The sequence below is a fragment of the Mycobacterium sp. E2497 genome, from assembly GCF_001668695.1.
In the GTDB taxonomy this organism is placed as follows: domain Bacteria; phylum Actinomycetota; class Actinomycetes; order Mycobacteriales; family Mycobacteriaceae; genus Mycobacterium.
In genome coordinates, this window is the sequence record NZ_LZKD01000162.1 from 12,841 (window position 1) to 27,592 (window position 14,752).

19 protein-coding genes and 1 pseudogene are annotated in these 14,752 nt (G+C 69.1%); 6 read left to right on the plus strand and 14 right to left on the minus strand.

The features are described 5' to 3' along the window. Positions 1–3 precede the first annotated feature (3 nt). Positions 4–180, plus strand: coding sequence for a hypothetical protein (locus tag A5713_RS28325; protein ID WP_304442515.1), 177 nt, complete (start codon positions 4–6; stop codon positions 178–180). Here the strand turns inward: A5713_RS28325 and A5713_RS14905 are convergent. Continuing rightward, a complete protein-coding gene (locus tag A5713_RS14905; protein WP_068096572.1) occupies positions 177–818 on the minus strand; it encodes a TetR/AcrR family transcriptional regulator in 642 nt (213 codons plus the stop codon). The genes A5713_RS28325 and A5713_RS14905 overlap by 4 nt on opposite strands. A 76-nt stretch (positions 819–894) precedes the next feature. Here A5713_RS14905 and A5713_RS14910 point away from each other — a divergent pair, with 76 nt between their 5' ends. After that, positions 895–2,364 carry an NAD(P)/FAD-dependent oxidoreductase gene (locus A5713_RS14910; protein WP_068096574.1) on the plus strand — a complete coding sequence of 490 codons (1,470 nt, stop codon included), beginning with the start codon at positions 895–897 and terminating at the stop codon, positions 2,362–2,364. Here the strand turns inward: A5713_RS14910 and rraA are convergent. The 9 genes from rraA to A5713_RS28775 all read right to left on the minus strand — a co-directional run bounded on the left by rraA (position 2,361) and on the right by A5713_RS28775 (position 8,007). After that, complete coding sequence (rraA, locus tag A5713_RS14915) at positions 2,361–2,840, minus strand: ribonuclease E activity regulator RraA (protein ID WP_067925786.1); 480 nt, start codon at positions 2,838–2,840, stop codon at positions 2,361–2,363. The genes A5713_RS14910 and rraA overlap by 4 nt on opposite strands. A gap of 29 nt (positions 2,841–2,869) precedes the next feature. After that, on the minus strand, positions 2,870–3,310 hold the full coding sequence (locus A5713_RS29540; RefSeq protein WP_067925789.1) for a nucleoid-structuring protein H-NS: 441 nt from the start codon (positions 3,308–3,310) through the stop codon (positions 2,870–2,872). A gap of 97 nt (positions 3,311–3,407) precedes the next feature. Further along, positions 3,408–3,917, minus strand: a complete 510-nt coding sequence (locus A5713_RS14925; RefSeq protein WP_068096576.1) for a copper resistance CopC family protein — start codon at positions 3,915–3,917, stop codon at positions 3,408–3,410. Beyond that, entirely contained in the window at positions 3,914–4,597 is a 684-nt protein-coding gene (locus A5713_RS14930; RefSeq protein ID WP_068096578.1) for a YcnI family protein, read from the minus strand. The genes A5713_RS14925 and A5713_RS14930 overlap by 4 nt, the downstream gene beginning before the upstream one ends. Positions 4,598–4,604: 7 nt before the next feature. After that, positions 4,605–5,261, minus strand: a complete 657-nt coding sequence (locus A5713_RS14935; RefSeq protein WP_068096583.1) for a DUF6474 family protein — start codon at positions 5,259–5,261, stop codon at positions 4,605–4,607. A gap of 136 nt (positions 5,262–5,397) precedes the next feature. After that, complete coding sequence (locus tag A5713_RS14940) at positions 5,398–5,796, minus strand: helix-turn-helix transcriptional regulator (protein WP_067925801.1); 399 nt, start codon at positions 5,794–5,796, stop codon at positions 5,398–5,400. A 542-nt stretch (positions 5,797–6,338) separates the two neighbouring features. Continuing rightward, the gene (locus A5713_RS14945) at positions 6,339–6,872 is read right to left on the minus strand and encodes a peptidase (RefSeq protein ID WP_068096585.1); all 534 of its coding nucleotides are present in this window, start codon (positions 6,870–6,872) and stop codon (positions 6,339–6,341) included. Positions 6,873–7,067: 195 nt separating this feature from the next. Further along, a complete protein-coding gene (locus A5713_RS14950) occupies positions 7,068–7,691 on the minus strand; it encodes a superoxide dismutase (RefSeq protein WP_067925807.1) in 624 nt (207 codons plus the stop codon). A 160-nt stretch (positions 7,692–7,851) separates the two neighbouring features. Beyond that, a complete protein-coding gene (locus tag A5713_RS28775; RefSeq protein ID WP_197509347.1) occupies positions 7,852–8,007 on the minus strand; it encodes a hypothetical protein in 156 nt (51 codons plus the stop codon). Between the two features lie 498 nt (positions 8,008–8,505). Between A5713_RS28775 and A5713_RS14955 the strand changes: the two genes are divergently transcribed. Beyond that, entirely contained in the window at positions 8,506–9,549 is a 1,044-nt protein-coding gene (locus A5713_RS14955) for a DUF4328 domain-containing protein (RefSeq protein ID WP_082972958.1), read from the plus strand. Then, a complete protein-coding gene (locus A5713_RS14960; RefSeq protein ID WP_067925810.1) occupies positions 9,546–10,370 on the plus strand; it encodes a glycerophosphodiester phosphodiesterase in 825 nt (274 codons plus the stop codon). Before A5713_RS14955 ends, A5713_RS14960 begins: the two co-directional genes overlap by 4 nt. On the opposite strand, the gene A5713_RS14965 is transcribed toward A5713_RS14960, so the two are convergent. Next, the gene (locus tag A5713_RS14965; protein ID WP_068096587.1) at positions 10,367–11,557 is read right to left on the minus strand and encodes an LCP family protein; all 1,191 of its coding nucleotides are present in this window, start codon (positions 11,555–11,557) and stop codon (positions 10,367–10,369) included. The genes A5713_RS14960 and A5713_RS14965 overlap by 4 nt on opposite strands. 45 nt (positions 11,558–11,602) lie before the next feature. Further along, complete coding sequence (locus A5713_RS14970) at positions 11,603–12,406, minus strand: DUF2470 domain-containing protein (RefSeq protein ID WP_102420042.1); 804 nt, start codon at positions 12,404–12,406, stop codon at positions 11,603–11,605. A gap of 91 nt (positions 12,407–12,497) precedes the next feature. On the opposite strand from A5713_RS14970, the gene pheA reads away from it, so the two are divergent. Further along, positions 12,498–13,448 (plus strand): prephenate dehydratase, encoded by a 951-nt coding sequence (pheA, locus tag A5713_RS14975; RefSeq protein ID WP_068096590.1) that lies wholly within the window; start codon positions 12,498–12,500, stop codon positions 13,446–13,448. After that, complete coding sequence (locus A5713_RS14980; protein WP_067925820.1) at positions 13,445–14,131, plus strand: histidine phosphatase family protein; 687 nt, start codon at positions 13,445–13,447, stop codon at positions 14,129–14,131. Before pheA ends, A5713_RS14980 begins: the two co-directional genes overlap by 4 nt. 7 nt (positions 14,132–14,138) lie before the next feature. Here A5713_RS14980 and A5713_RS14985 read toward each other — a convergent pair whose 3' ends face one another. Beyond that, entirely contained in the window at positions 14,139–14,330 is a 192-nt protein-coding gene (locus A5713_RS14985; protein ID WP_068056628.1) for a hypothetical protein, read from the minus strand. Then, positions 14,327–14,752, minus strand: a pseudogene (locus tag A5713_RS14990) (metallopeptidase family protein). Before A5713_RS14990 ends, A5713_RS14985 begins: the two are co-directional and overlap by 4 nt.

Sequence of the window (14,752 nt, forward strand, 5' to 3'; positions counted from 1 at the left end):
CGGGTGGCTGACGCCATCCGATGGTGGCGACCCGCTTCGCCCGGCTACGCCGCGCTTGCGATCGCCACGTTCCAATGGTGGCGACCCGCTTCGCCCGGCTACGCCGCGCTTGCGATCGCCACGTTCCGATGGTGGCGACCCGCTTCGCCCGGCTACGCCGCGCTTGCGATCGCCACCTAGCCGGTTTCGCCGTAGATGCTCGTCACCCAGATGTGGGTGAGGGTGTCGACGACCCGGTCCTCGTCGACCGCCGGCGTCTCGGCGGACAGCGCGGCCATCATCGTGCGCTCGTTCATCTGGTTCAGTGAGGTCGCCAGGTCCGCCGCCGGAATCGTCTCCGGGGCGGCGCCGCGAGCGCGTTCCGCGGTGATCATGGCCGCCGTCTGATCGATCCACTTCTGCATGAACCCCAACCACACGACCCGCAACTCGGAGCTCGTCGCCAAGGCCTCGGTGGCGGCGCGGGCCAGCCGGCGGTGCGAACTGAACGCCTTGTAGAACGCCTTGATGCCGTTACGCCACACCCGGCGCGGATCCTCCGGCAGCCGTTGGACGGCCCCGTCGAACTCGGAGTCGGCGCGCGCGATCACCGGCTCCAGCAGGGAGAGCAGCACCGCTTCCTTGGACTTGAAATAGAAGTAGAACGTCGGGCGCGACAACCCCGCCCCTTTGGCCAGGTCGTCGACGGAGATGTCGGTGAACGAGCGCTGCCCCAGCAGCCGTTCGGCGGTCGCCAGGATCGCCTGTTCACGGTCGTCGCCGGAGGGGCGGATGGCGCGGCGGCCACGCAGGGCACGGGTCTGGCCGGCGGTAGTCACGCCCGTTACTTTACACAGCGTCGAAAGTTTCGACACAGCGTTGACTTAATCGACAGCACGTTGATAGCGTGGCCGCATGAGTGAGCACCTTGACGTGATCATCGTGGGCGCCGGCATCTCCGGGATCAGCGCGGCGTGGCACCTGCAGGAGCGCTGCCCGACCAAGAGCTACGCGATCCTCGAACGCCGCGACGACCTGGGCGGCACCTGGGACCTGTTCAAATACCCGGGCATCCGGTCGGACTCCGACATGTTCACCCTCGGGTTCCGGTTCAAGCCCTGGCGCTCGGCGCAGTCGATCGCCGAGGGCGCCGACATCAAGAACTACATCAAGGAGGCCGCGGTCGAGAACAAGATCGACCGGCACATCCGCTACCGCCAGCGCGTCGTCGCCGCCGATTGGTCCGACGCCGAGAACCGCTGGACCCTGATCGTCGAATCCGATGGCGACCAGCGCGAGCTGACGTGTTCGTTCCTGTTCGCCTGCACCGGCTACTACAACTACGACGAGGGATATTCGCCGACCTTCCCCGGCGCCGAGGACTTCGAGGGCAGGATCGTCCACCCGCAGCACTGGCCGGAGGACCTCGACTACACGGGCAAGAAGATCATCGTCATCGGCTCCGGAGCCACCGCGATCACGCTGATCCCGGCGCTGGTGAACACCGGCTCTGGCCACGTCACGATGCTGCAGCGCTCGCCGACGTACATCGGCTCGCTGCCCGGGATCGACCCGTTCGCCGAGCAGGCCAACCGGTTGCTGCCGGGCCGGCTGGCGCACATCGCGAATCGCTGGAAGGCCATCGCGTTCAGCACCTTCCAGTACCAGCTGTCGAGGAAGCGCCCGGCCTACATGCGCAAGACGTTGATGACCATGGCCAAGCGGCGCCTGCCGGAGGGCTACGACGTCGAAAAGCACTTCGGTCCGCGGTACAACGTGTGGGATCAGCGGCTGTGCCTGGCCCCCGACGGCGATTTCTTCCGCACCATCCGGCACGGCAAGGCCGACGTCGTCACCGACACCATCGACCAGTTCACCAAGACGGGGATCAGGCTCACCTCGGGCGAGGAACTGCAGGCCGACATCATCATCACCGCAACGGGATTGAACATGCAGTTGCTGGGCGGGGTGCGGCCCACCCGAAACGGGGAGCCGATCGAGCTGACATCGTTGATGACCTACAAGGGCCTGATGTTCTCCGGCGTGCCCAACTTCGCGATCACCTTCGGCTACACCAACGCGTCGTGGACCCTCAAGGCCGACCTGGTCTCCGAGTTCGTCTGCCGGCTGCTGAACTACATGGACGACAAGGGATTTGACTTCGTTGAGCCGCAGCACCCCGGCGCCGACGTCGACGAACTGCCGTTCATGGACTTCAACCCTGGCTATTTCCAGCGCTCGATGCACCTGCTGCCCAAGTCGGGGTCGCGCGCCCCATGGCGGCTCAAGCAGAACTACCTCTTCGACATGCGCACCATCCGGCGCGGCAAGGTTGACGACGAGGGCCTGCGATTCGCGAAAAAGCGTGCGCCGGTTGCGGTTTAGGGCTTGACGACGACGATGCCGTCGTCGTCGCTGTAGGCGATCTCACCCGGGACGAACGTCACCCCACCCAGCGTGACCTCGACGTCGCGCTCGCCGGCTCCGGTCTTGCTGCTCTTGCGGGGGTTGGTGCCCAGCGCCTTGATGCCGATGTCGAGGCCACGCAGCGCGGCGGCGTCACGCACCGCGCCGTTGACGATGAGGCCGGCCCAGCCGTTGGCGCGGGCCAGCTCGGCGATGACGTCGCCGACCAGCGCCGAGTGCAGCGAGCCGCCGCCGTCGATCACCAGCACGCCGCCCGCACTCGGCTGGGACAGCACGGATTTCAGCAGCGCGTTGTCTTCGAAGCAGCGCACCGTGCTGATCGGCCCGGCGAATTGGTGGCGGCCACCGAACTGGCGGAATTGGACGTCGCAACTGCGTACGTCGGGTCCGATGTCGTCGACGAGGTCGGCGGTCGGCTGGAATGACACGGTCACGCCTGACACGGTAGCGGCTACGCGCGCGCTCAGTGGCGCCGCAGCTGCCGGATCAACAGGATCGCCAGCAGGCTGACGGCCAGGGCGACGATCAACGGCACCGGCGACTGGCTCAGGACCGAACCGCGAACGTCGGGGGAAACCGGGTTGTTGGCGGCATCGACTGTGGATTTTGCTTGTGCCGCAGCGTCTTTGGCGGCCGCGGTGAGATCGCCGTTGCTTTCGATTCGCTGCTGCACCTCAAGCGGTGGCTCGGCGGCCTTCGCGGGGGGCTGGACGGCTTTGGCGGGTGCCTTCTTCGCCGGTGCCTTCTTCGCCGGTGCCTTTTTGGCGGGCGCCTTCTTCGCAGGAGCTTTCTTGGCGGGAGCTTTCGCGGCCTTCTTGACCGCCTTGGCCGGAGGCTTCTTTTCCGGCGGCGGGGTCGATGCGCCGTCGGGTTCGCTGTTGGGTTGGTCCTGCGGGTCTGCCATGCGGCCGCTCCTTGAGCAATCTTTCAGTAGTTCTCTAGCCGACGCGGGTTCTTCGAACCCATCATGCCAGCACGGGTGCGGGCGCCTCGGCCGCCGGTCACGGTCGGCGCCGCAGCGCCCACACAGCGCCTCCGGCGACGAGCACCGCCGCCACCACGACGAACGGCCACACCGGGACCGCCGAGTCCCGGCCTCCGGCGTGGTCCCCGCCCGCCGGAGGCCCCGGCGTGCCGGTGCCCGGCACGGTCAGCCGGAACGACCAGGATCCGGAGACCACGTGACCGTCGGCGGAGGTCACCCGGTAATTGACGGTGTAGGTCCCGGCCGGCCCCAGCGGCCGCAGGCCGATGCCGACCACCGCGCCCTGCACCGTGGGGTCGCCGGCGGACCACACGTTGCCGTCGGGCCCGACGACGGTCATGGCCGCGAACGTGGTCTGCAGCTGTTCGTTGAAGGTGGCGCTGACCTGCTCGGGACCGGTCGTGAGGATCGCTTTGTCGGCCGGATCGGTGGAGACGCGAGCGGCGTGCGCCGATGCCGCCGGCGCCGTCAGGGTGGCGATCATCAGCAGGGCGCCGACGCATGCGGCGGCCGCCAACCGCCTCATGTCCGTCGGCGGATCAGCGCAATGCAGACTCCCAGCGCGGCGAGGACCAGGGCCGCGCCGCCCAGCAGTCGGGCGGTGTCGTCCGCGGATCTGGGCTGCGGCGGCGCGGTCGCCTGCTCGGCCGGCTGCCCGGGCGCCGGGTGGTGGTCGTGCGGCGCCACGGGTCCGGCGGCGAGTGCCAGCGTGGGCACCGGGTGTTCGGGTTCGCCGCCGCCGGGCTGCGGCGGCTGGTCCCACTTCACGACGGCTCCGTCCGAATAGGTCTGCGTGGCCGGGAAGCTGGCGGTCTCGGTGTCGGGCAGCTTCACCGAGATCCGGAACAGCGCGAATTGATCGGCCGCGATCCCGCCGCCCGGCGCGGCCGTCCACGTCACCGAGTGCACGGCGCCCGATGCCGCGTCGCGGTCGAGCTTGATCGTCCACCCCGGCATGCTCTCGGCCCGCGCCGAGGCGCCGTCGGGCAGGGCGACACTCAGAGCGGTGGTCAGCGCGCCCGTGTTGGATTCGTTGGGGACCTGAAAGGTGACGACTGCCATGGCGCCGCGCACCGCGTCGTCGCTGCTGGCGTGGACGTGTGCCCCGGCCGCCGGAAGGTGGGCCGCAGAGGCCAGGTAGAGGGCGACGGCGGCGGCCACCGCGATCGGGAGGCGGGCCAGCCTCGACAGTCTGCGCGGGCGCATCCGTGCGTCAGCTCAGCCCGAGGCGGGCCATCAGGTCCGCCTCGATGCCGTCGAGCTGCGACGAGATCGCGGCGTGGGCCGCCCGGCGTCGCGCGGCCGGCATGTTCTCCGCGGCGGTGACGGCCGCCGACAGGTCGGTGAGCCGCTCGGTGATGGCCGCTACGAACTGTTTGGTCTCGGCGTCCTTGGGCTTCCTGTCCTGCACGGCCCGCAGCGACTTCTCCGCTCCGGCGATCCGGGCGGACAGCTGCGCGCCGTGGCCGGAGAACTGCCCGATCTGGGCGAGAGGAATCCCGAGTCGATCCGCGCGGCGCTGATCGATCAGCGCACGCGCCGAGACCGCGCCGCGATAGATGACCGGCGTGAGGACCGGCGCGAGCAACCGGGACACGGTCAGCGCCCGCCTGATGCGCGCCGGCGAAAAGATCTTGCCCTCGCGCGCCGCTTTGAGTTCGGCCTCGGCGACCTTCAACGCGGTCCGGTCGCTGTCCCGTTGGGCCTTGATCTGCGCCCTGAGGGCCTTGGCCTCCGCACGTTGGGCCGCCTTGTAACGGCGGGTCTCGTTCCTGGCGGCGAGCTTGGCCTCCAGCTTCGCGCGGGCCTTGATCGCACGGGCTTCGGCGCGACGCGTCGCGCGACTCTTTCGCTTGCGGAACAGGCCCATACCCGGCCGCCTCCCCGGTCTCTCGTGGACTATCGCTTTCGCGCGTGCGCGATCCGTGAGCCAACCCTAATCGGAATGGGCGGGCGGGAGCCCTCCAGGTAGGGGCTGGCCAGCCGAGTGCGGGCGCGGGCTCGCGCTATGCGTCCAAGTGCTCCGCGCGGCGCAGCTCGTTGACCCGCTGCATGACCTCGTGCTGGGCCTCGGGGGATAACTCGGATGCGCGCAGGGCAATGCGGCGCACCCCGTCATCGCGAATCGTGGCCAGGAATGACAGCTCCTTGTCGAGCTTCTCGTAGTACTCGTCGTCGGTGAAGTAAGCCGGCTTGATGCGGAAGAAGTTGGCCAATGCGGCCATCGTCGTCGCCGACGGGTTGGTGCGGTTGCCCGACCGCAACTGCGAGAGGTACGGAGCCGACATCGTGACGCCCTCAGCCTTGAGCGCCGCGATCACTTCCGCGGAGGTGTGCGGCCCGCGTCCGGGCGGATACACCGTGTCGAACAGGCGGTTCAGGCGAGCAGCGAACGTCGTGCTCATTGGATATGACCTCCACTTGGCTGTAGAAGTGAACTATTACCTAGGTGTATTTGCTGATCATGGTAGCGAGGGTTGGTGTACCTAACCAGGTGCAAACCCCCACGTATTCGGGCCGGGCGTAGCTGTAGCTTGCCGGTGCCACACTTGACGAGCGTCTAACTGATTCGCTGGGGTGTCCACTAAATCTGCGAAACTCACAGGTTATCCGCAGAATCCGGCCTTCCGGCCAAGGTGGCGGGGCGGCGGCGCCGCGCTCGGCGAAGTGTAGAATGCGGACGTGCTGGGCAGGCGCACCGCAACGGGGCAGCAATTTATGCTTGCTTAACGCCTTATTTGCTGTCGGGTCCTTACCGCGCCCGGAATTCGGCGCGTGTGGCCGTGTCGGGGATGTGAATCGGCGTTCGTCGCGCGGTATCAGCCGCCGACTGCCGGCCGGGCCACGCGGGGTGGCGTGCGCGAAGCGGCCGACCTGACCGCGACCCCTTCAGACCGACCGGACCGGCACGCGGGACGGGCGGTAGTGCGAGCACCGGGTCGAACGATTACGCGGCAAGCAGCATCGCCAGAATCGCGGTGTCCGGGTGGGAGATGGGGTCCACGCCGACTCGGCTCACCATGGACGTGATGGTCCCGTCCGCCTCGGCCTCCACCCAGGCCGCCCGATGCTCGAGTCCCAGATACGGCAACCCGGGCAGCAGGACGCATCCCGACGCCGCGCCGCTGCATTCCGGCAGGGAAGGGGTGGTCTCCGAGGGAGGATGCAACATCAGCAGCGCCGGGGGCTGGTGATCGGCGAAATAGCCTGGCTGGATTGCCGATTCACCGAAGACGGTGCCCTCGGCGAGCACCAGGCCGACGGTGCCCGGCTCGGGGGAGTCGGGTAACTCCTCCCGGGCGCCGAACACCGTTGTCGTGGAGAGCAATCCGGGAAGTGACGCCACCCTGACCGCGACCATCAGCAACTGGGCCCACTCTTTGGTCGAATCGGGCCAACGCCCGGAGATCACAAACCCTTTCAGGGCACCACGAGCATGGAAAGGGGAAACCCCTATCGGGCGGTCAGACCCAGTCTCCATTTTCGACCTCCGCGCGACGCCTCCATCCGATTAACCACACTGGTAGCTCGAATGATTAAGCATGCCTGCGGGTTCGGCGCCGTGCAACCCGACACGGCCAGTGGCGCACATGTTCTCGGAATGCCCGATTTCTCGCCGGACAAACGACAGGGGCGCCGCGCATGCCGCGCGACGCCCCTGCCGATCGAGGTGGACTCAGCCGAAGATCAACCCGCCGGTCTTCGACGTGGCCGCCGCGTACCGCTTCTGCACGTCGGCCCAGTTGACGACGTTCCAGAACGCCTTGACGTAGTCCGCCTTGACGTTCTTGTACTGCAGGTAGAAGGCGTGCTCCCACATGTCGACCTGCAACAGCGGAATGATGCCGAGCGGGACATTGGCCTGCTGGTCATACAACTGGAAGGTGAGCAGTCGATCGCCGAGCGTGTCATAGCCCAGCACCGCCCAGCCCGAACCCTGAAGGCCATTGGCGGCCGCGCTGAACTGGGCGCGGAACTTGTCGAACGACCCGAACTGGTCGTCGATCGCGGCGGCCAGGTCGCCGGTGGGCTTGTCGCCGCCGTCCGGCGACAGATTCTTCCACCAGATCGAGTGGTTGACGTGGCCGCCGAGATGAAACGCAAGGTTCTTTTCGTTCAGGAAGATCGCGGCGTGGTCGTCGTTGGCGCGCGCCTCTTCGAGTTTGGCAACGGCGTCGTTCACGCCCTTGACGTACGTGGCGTGGTGCTTAGTGTGATGGATCTCGTTGATCTGACCCGAGATGTGCGGTTCCAACGCTGCATAGTCCCAGTCCAAATCGGGCAGGGTGTATTCAGCCACGGCGTTCCTTTCTTCGATTGTCTACTAACGCTCATTCGCGCGGGCCTGCCACGCGGCGGCCAGCCGTAGACAACCCTGCTCCATGACTGCACGGACCGCAAGAATGGCTATCAGCCCCGAAGGGGGATACCCGCTCGGCGGCGAATCAAGACAGTTGGGATCAAGACAAAACGATGAGGGCGAGGACCGCCAGCAGCGCGAGGGCGATCAGCCCGGCACGTAAGGCGGCGACGCTGTAGCTGTGGTTCCACGCGGGCGAGCCGGAGTACGACCTCGAGGGGGCCGGTGAACCCGGACCGAACGAATGCGTGGCCATCAATCGCCTTTCACCCGCTCCTCACCCCGCGACAGTGAGGTGAGTCACAAACAATTTTTCGCGAACGCGATCATAACGCCTCAGGGCGGGCTTGGAAAACGACGCACTGAACTGCGGGTTGGCGCAGGTGATCGGCCGCAGAATGTGACCGGCGGTCACTCGCGCTGCGCTTCGGGTGCTTAGCAAGGCAACCCATTTCGCTCGACGGTGGTGGCGGGCTGTCCATGGCAAGACAAAAAGACCGCGGTGTTATCCACATGTCGAACCACGGCTAGCCGGTAGTGCTGTAGTAATGCTTCCCTTACCCACTGTCCGCGTGTGGATAAACCTGTGGAAACTGTGGATAGCCACGGGCGTTGGGTAGATAGCCGACTGGGCTCAGCTCGGCCGGCCCGCCGCGTCCCGCGGCGCGCGTCGTCGCGAGGCGGCGTTGGATTGCCCCGCTCCTCAGCCCGCCGTGTCCCGCGGCGCGCATCGTCGCGAGGCTAGGCTAGTCCGGTGATCCAGGTGTGCTCCCAATGCGGCACGCGGTGGAACGTGCGCGAGCGGCAACGCGAGTGGTGTCCCCGCTGTCGGGGAGCGCTGATGGCGCCCTTGGCGGACGCGCCGGCGCCCGACCCGCGGTGGGGCGCAACCAACGCCGCGCCGGCGCCACGGCCGTCCGCGCCGCCGAGTTGGCAGCGCACCCCGCCGCGGCTGCCCCCGGGCTTCCGCTGGATAGCGGTGCGCCCGGGCGCCGCTCCGCCCACCAGGCGCGGACGGCGTCCGCTCGGCCCCACGCCGCGTTATGCCGTGATCCCGCGCTGGGGCCTGGCCGACCGCATCGAGCCAACGCCGGCGGCCGCCCAAACCGCGGCGCACGCGCCGTCGGCGCCGAGGATCCGCACCACGCTGTTCGTCAGCGTCCTCACCCTCGGCATAGCCGCCCTGGTCTACGCGGTGCGGTACGTGCTGTTGATCATCAATCGGAACACCTTGTTGAACTCCTGGGTCGCCGCCGGGGCGGACTGGCTCGGCATCCTGGCCAGCGTCGCCGCGATCGCGGCGGTGTTTACTTCCGGCGTGATGCTGATCCGCTGGCTGATCGCCCGCCGCGCCGCCGTGTTCGCGCAGCACGGTCTGCCCGAGCCGCGGTCCACCCGAACGCTGTGGGCGGGGTGCATCGTGCCGCTGGCCAATCTGTTGTGGGCGCCGGTCTACGTCATCGAGCTGGCGATCCTGGAAGAGCACTACGGCCGGATACGTCGACCCATCGTCCAGTGGTGGATCGCGTGGGTCGCCAGCTACCTGGTCTCCGTCTTCGCCATGGCGACCAGCTTCGCCAGGGATGCCCAGGGCATCGCCAACAACACGATGACGATGGTTTTCGCCTACCTGCTCGCCGCGCTCACCGTGGCCGCCGCGGCCCGGGTCTTCGAGGACTTCGAGCGCAAACCGGTCGAGCGGCCCGCGCACCGCTGGGTCGTGGTCTCCAACGACTCGGCGCCGACATCGCGCCCGGTTGAGCTGGAGGGTCAGGAAGCGGCAGCATTAGGCGTATGACGTGGGCCGAGGAGGTGCTCGCCGGGCACCCCTTTGTGGTAGCCCACCGCGGCGCGTCGGCCGCCAGGCCCGAACACACGCTGGCCGCCTATGACCTCGCCCTCAAGGAAGGCGCCGACGGCGTGGAATGCGACGTGCGCCTGACCCGCGACGGCCACCTGGTGTGTGTCCACGATCGCCGGCTGGACCGGACCTCGACCGGGGCCGGCTTGGTCAGCACGATGACCCTTGCCGAGCTGCGTGAGCTCGAGTACGGGGCGTGGCACGACAGCTGGCGCGAAGACGGCACCCACGGTGACACCAGCCTGCTGACGCTGGACGCCCTGGTCTCGCTCGTTCTGGACTGGCGGCGGCCGGTCAAGCTGTTCATCGAGACCAAGCACCCGGTCCGCTACGGCTCGCTGGTGGAAACCAAGCTGCTGGCGCTGCTGCACCGGTTCGGCATCGCCGCCCCTCCCTCCGCCGACCGGTCCCGCGCGGTGGTGATGTCGTTCTCGGCGGCCGCGGTCTGGCGGATCCGGCGGGCCGCCCCGCTGCTGCCGACCGTGCTGCTCGGCAGGACCGCGCGCTACTTGACCAGCGGCGCGGCCACCGCCGTCGGCGCCACCGCCGTCGGGCCGTCGCTGGCGACGTTGAAGGAATATCCCCAGCTCGCGGACCGCGCGATCGCCCAGGGCCGGGCCGTGTACTGCTGGAATGTCGACGAGTATGACGATCTCGACTTCTGCCGTGATGTCGGGGTGGCGTGGCTCGCCACCCACCACCCGGGCCGGACGAAGGCCTATCTGCAGAACGGCCGCGGCGGCGAGGGGTGCGACTAGTCCGGCGGAGCCGTCGGCACGGGCGCGTCGGAGGCCAGCGCCTCGAACAACCGGCTGGCCTCGTCGTGGTTCCACACCACTACCGATCCGGCGTCGCCGTTGGTGAACTCCCCGATCGGGACGGTCATGGCGGTGGGGGAGCCGTGCAGTCCCCAGCCGAGGCGGGCCAGGTCCCAGACATGGTCGCCGCGGTCAACGGTCAGGGCGTCGGCGACCGCGCGCGGCACCGAGTACCAGCGCCACGGGTTCAGCCACACCGCGGGGCTGCCGGCTGCGCGCAGCAGCGCCGCGACGAATTGCCGCTGGTTGACCATCCGGTCCAGGTCGGCCCGCGGGGTGTCGCGCGTCCGGACGTATCCGAGGGCGTTGCGGCCGTTGAGCTTCTGGCAGCCGGCGGGCAGGTTGATCCCGGCCAAGGGGTCGTCAAGCGGAGCCGTCGGACACACCGTCACCCCGCCCAGCGCGTCGACCACGCCGGCGAACCCGCCGAATCCGATCTCGGCGTAGTGGTCGAGGCGCAACCCCGTGGCCTGTTCCACCGTCTGAACCAGCAAGCCGGCCCCGCCCATCGCGAAGGCGGCGTTGATCTTGTCCTTGCCGTGGCCGGGAATGGGGACGTAGGAGTCCCGCGGTATCGACACCATCGTCACCCGCCCGCCGGACCACAGCTCGGGCAGGTGTACCAGCAGGATGGTGTCGGTCCGGCTGCTGCCGATGTCACCGCCGGTGGCCAGGTTCTCCTGCTGCTCGGGGCTGAGGCCTTGGCGGCTGTCGGAGCCGACGAGCAGCCAGTTCGTCCCCCGGCCTGGTCCGGGGCGTCCCGGATAGTCGGTGAGAACGTCGTCGCGGTGCAGCCTGCTGTCGAACCACACGGCCCCGCATACCGCACCTATGCCGACCAGCAGGACGCCGATCACCAGGGTCGAGGCGAACGCCCGCGTCCAGCGGCGCCAGCCGCGCCTGCGACGTGGCCCCGGCGCGGTGGGCCGGGGCGGCGGGCCGGGCGGTTGTCGGGTGCGCGGCGCCGATGGGACGGGGCGCGGCGTCTGGGGTGCTGGAGGGGGTGGCGTCGGCCGACGCAGCGGCGTGGTCTGTTCGGCCGGTGTCGTGGGGTGGGCCCCGCGGCGAATCACCGGCGACGGTTCGGTACGCGGCTCGGGCCGCTGCGCTGGTCGATCGCCGTTCACCTGGTTAACGTACGCGGCCGGGTCGGCCCGACACGACCGGTTGGGCTACCGGCGGGCGTGCAGGCCGTTGATGAACGGACACCCCATCAGCACCCGGATGGCCTGGCTCAATCCGGTCATGTCGTCCACCGGCTTGTGGAAGGGCAGCCGGACGTCGTGGTCGCGGTCCTTGCCTTCGACGCGGAACCGCACGCCGTAGCGGTCGAGGCCGAGGGGGCGGACCTGCCCGCGACGCAACGGCGCCGGGAGCCGGGACACCAGCCGCGCAACCACGTCGCTGTGGGCGGTGTCCAAGTGCCACAGCAGGTTCGACTCGATCTCACAGAACGGGTCGGGCCGGGCCGCCAGGAGATCCTCGACGCTGACCGGCTCGGCGCCGGTGGCGTCGGTGACGACGACGGACGCGATCTCCAGCCGGACCAGCGTGTACCGGGGTTCCTGCCCGTCCGATGGCGCGCACCTCGGGGTGTCGACCTGGAGCAACGCCGGGTGTGGCCACTCGGCGGCGATCAGGTCGACCGTCTCGGCGACCTCGGCCGGGTGGAATTCGTGCAGACGCCCGCGCACCCACACCAGTGAGCGCACCGGCTCCCGCAGCGGCAGCGGCGCGTAGTCGGTCAACTCCAGCAGCGCCTGCGATCCTGCGACCCCGCGTTGGGGGTGGCCGTCGCTCTCACTCGGGAGCGCCAGCGCGAACGACCCGTCGGGCAGGAGGTGATGGATGGGCGTCACGACCGGGTCCTGGCGCGGGTGCGCGGTTTCCAGCGCCAGGAGGGCTCCGCCGGCGCGCACGCACGCGCTGCGGATCCGTTCGGCCGTTGTCGGGGCGGGGCACGTCAGCGGTAACACCATTCTCCTCAAATTAGGTAAGCCTAAGTTAACTTAAGTCGGGGGATGCCGCAAGGAGCGGTTGGGCGACGGTCGCCGCTAGGGTTGGGGCGTGGTCCGCATCGCTTATCTCGGTCCGGAAGGGACCTTCACCGAGGCGGCGCTGGCGCAGATCACGGCCGCCGGCCTGATCCCGGGCCAGCCGCCCGGCGAGGTCCGGCGCCTGCCGATCGACAGCACCGCCGCGGCGCTGGACACCGTCCGTGATGGCGGTGCCGAATACGCCTGCGTGCCCATCGAGAACTCGATCGACGGCTCGGTGACCCCCACGCTCGACAGCCTGGCCATCGGCTCGCCCCTGCAAGTGTTCGCCGAGACCACCCTGGACGTCGCCTTCACGATCGTCGTCCAGCCCGGTCGCGCCGCCGCCGATGTGCGCACGCTGGCGGCGTTTTCCGTGGCGGCGGCGCAGGTGCGGCATTGGGTCGCGACCCACCTGCCCGACGCCGAGCTGCGGCCCGCCTACTCCAACGCTGACGCGGCTCGTCAGGTGGCCGAAGGTCAGGCCGACGCCGCGGTGACCTCGCCGCTGGCCGCGACCCATTGGGGGCTGGCCGCACTGGCCAGCGGCGTGGTCGACGAGGCCAACGCGTGCACCCGCTTCCTCCTGGTCGGCCCGCCGGGCCCGCCGCCGGCCCACACTGGCGCCGACCGGACGTCGGTGGTGCTGCGCATCGACAACGCGCCCGGTGCGCTGCTGGGCGCGCTGACCGAATTCGGGATCCGAGGCATCGACCTGACCCGGATCGAATCCCGCCCGACCCGGACGGCACTGGGCACCTACGTGTTCTTCGCCGACTGCGTGGGCCACATCGACGACGACGCGGTGGCCGAGGCACTCAAAGCGCTGCACCGGCGTTGTGCAGATGTGCGATACCTGGGATCTTGGCCGACGGGCTCGCCCGCGGGTGTGCTCCCGCCGCCCGCCGACGAGGCGGCCCGCTGGCTGTCGCGGCTCCGAGAGGGCAAACCGGAAACCACTGCCGGGGGGATCGAGCTATGACCGGCCGGCTGGTGTTACTGCGACACGGCCAGTCCTACGGCAACGTCGAGCGCAGGCTGGACACCCGCCCCCCGGGGGCCGAGCTGACGCCGCTGGGCCGCGACCAGGCCCGCGCCTTCGCCCGCGGTGCGGGACGCCCGGCGCTGCTGGCTCACTCGGTGGCGATCCGCGCGTCGCAGACGGCGGGGGTCATCGGCGGCGAACTGCAGATGGCCGCCACCGAGGTCGCCGGGATCCACGAGGTCCAGGTCGGCGGGCTGGAGAACCGCAGCGACGACGACGCGGTCGCGGAGTTCAACGCGATCTACGAGCAGTGGCACCGCGGTGACCTCGATGTCCCGCTGCCCGGCGGGGAAACCGGCAACGACGTCCTGGACCGCTACGTGCCGGTGCTGACCGACCTGCGGCTGCGCTACCTCGACAACCATGACTGGACCGGCGACATTGTCGTCGTCAGCCATGGCGCCGCCATCCGGCTGGCCGCCGCGGTGCTGGCCGGGGTGGACGCCGGCTTCGCGCTGGACAACCACCTGGACAACGCCGAATCGGTGGTGCTGGCTCCCATCACCGACGGGCGCTGGAGCTGCGTGCGGTGGGGCAGCCTGACGCCCCCGTTCTACCCCGAGACCGAGGCGACCCCCGTCGCGGACGCGGTGCACTCGAGCACCGACCCGATGGGCTGACGGTCGATCAAACGGCCAGCGCGACGGATTCGAAGCAATCGCAGCCGACCGCGTCGCAGTCGACGACGAAGGCGTGCGGCAACAGCTCGGGGCTGAAGCAGTCCGGCTCCGTGCATTCCGAGCGGCGCAGGGCATGGCGAATGATGGTGCCGTGACAGTGATCTAGACCCGCCCGGCAGTCGCGGCAGTCAGCACTCATGAGCCGTTCATAGCACCGGGCGCGGACAAATCCGGGATGCCGCGCCCGGAAAGCCGGCGCGGCTTACGGTGTCAGGCCCAGCCCAGCTCTTCCAGCCGGTCGTCGTCGATGCCGAAGTGGTGGGCGATCTCGTGGATCACCGTGATCGCCACCTCCTCGACGACCTCGTCGTCGGATTCGCAGACGTCCAGCAGCGCCTCTCGGTAGATGGTGATCGCGTCGGGCAGGGACCCGGCGTAGTCGGAGTCGCGCTCGGTCAGGGCGACCCCTTCGTACAGCCCGAGCAGTTCGCCGTCCTCGGGGTGGCGATCTTCGACCAGGACGACGACGTTGTCCATCGCCGCCGCCAGCTCGGGCGGGATCAGGTCGAGCGCGTCGGAAACCAGTTCGTCGAACCGCTGCGGGTCCATCCGCGCGGGCAC

What these genes read in the sequence shown, in the direction of transcription:
- A5713_RS14910 (WP_068096574.1), top strand. Translation starts at nt 895, where the DNA reads ATGAGTGAGCACCTTGACGTGATCATCGTGGGCGCCGGCATCTCCGGG.
- A5713_RS28775 (WP_197509347.1), bottom strand. Translation starts at nt 8,007, where the DNA reads ATGGCCACGCATTCGTTCGGTCCGGGTTCACCGGCCCCCTCGAGGTCG.
- A5713_RS14930 (WP_068096578.1), bottom strand. Translation starts at nt 4,597, where the DNA reads ATGCGCCCGCGCAGACTGTCGAGGCTGGCCCGCCTCCCGATCGCGGTG.
- A5713_RS14940 (WP_067925801.1), bottom strand. Translation starts at nt 5,796, where the DNA reads ATGAGCACGACGTTCGCTGCTCGCCTGAACCGCCTGTTCGACACGGTG.
- A5713_RS14980 (WP_067925820.1), top strand. Translation starts at nt 13,445, where the DNA reads ATGACCGGCCGGCTGGTGTTACTGCGACACGGCCAGTCCTACGGCAAC.
- A5713_RS14985 (WP_068056628.1), bottom strand. Translation starts at nt 14,330, where the DNA reads ATGAGTGCTGACTGCCGCGACTGCCGGGCGGGTCTAGATCACTGTCAC.
- A5713_RS14935 (WP_068096583.1), bottom strand. Translation starts at nt 5,261, where the DNA reads ATGGGCCTGTTCCGCAAGCGAAAGAGTCGCGCGACGCGTCGCGCCGAA.
- A5713_RS14945 (WP_068096585.1), bottom strand. Translation starts at nt 6,872, where the DNA reads ATGGAGACTGGGTCTGACCGCCCGATAGGGGTTTCCCCTTTCCATGCT.
- A5713_RS14925 (WP_068096576.1), bottom strand. Translation starts at nt 3,917, where the DNA reads ATGAGGCGGTTGGCGGCCGCCGCATGCGTCGGCGCCCTGCTGATGATC.
- A5713_RS29540 (WP_067925789.1), bottom strand. Translation starts at nt 3,310, where the DNA reads ATGGCAGACCCGCAGGACCAACCCAACAGCGAACCCGACGGCGCATCG.
- A5713_RS14960 (WP_067925810.1), top strand. Translation starts at nt 9,546, where the DNA reads ATGACGTGGGCCGAGGAGGTGCTCGCCGGGCACCCCTTTGTGGTAGCC.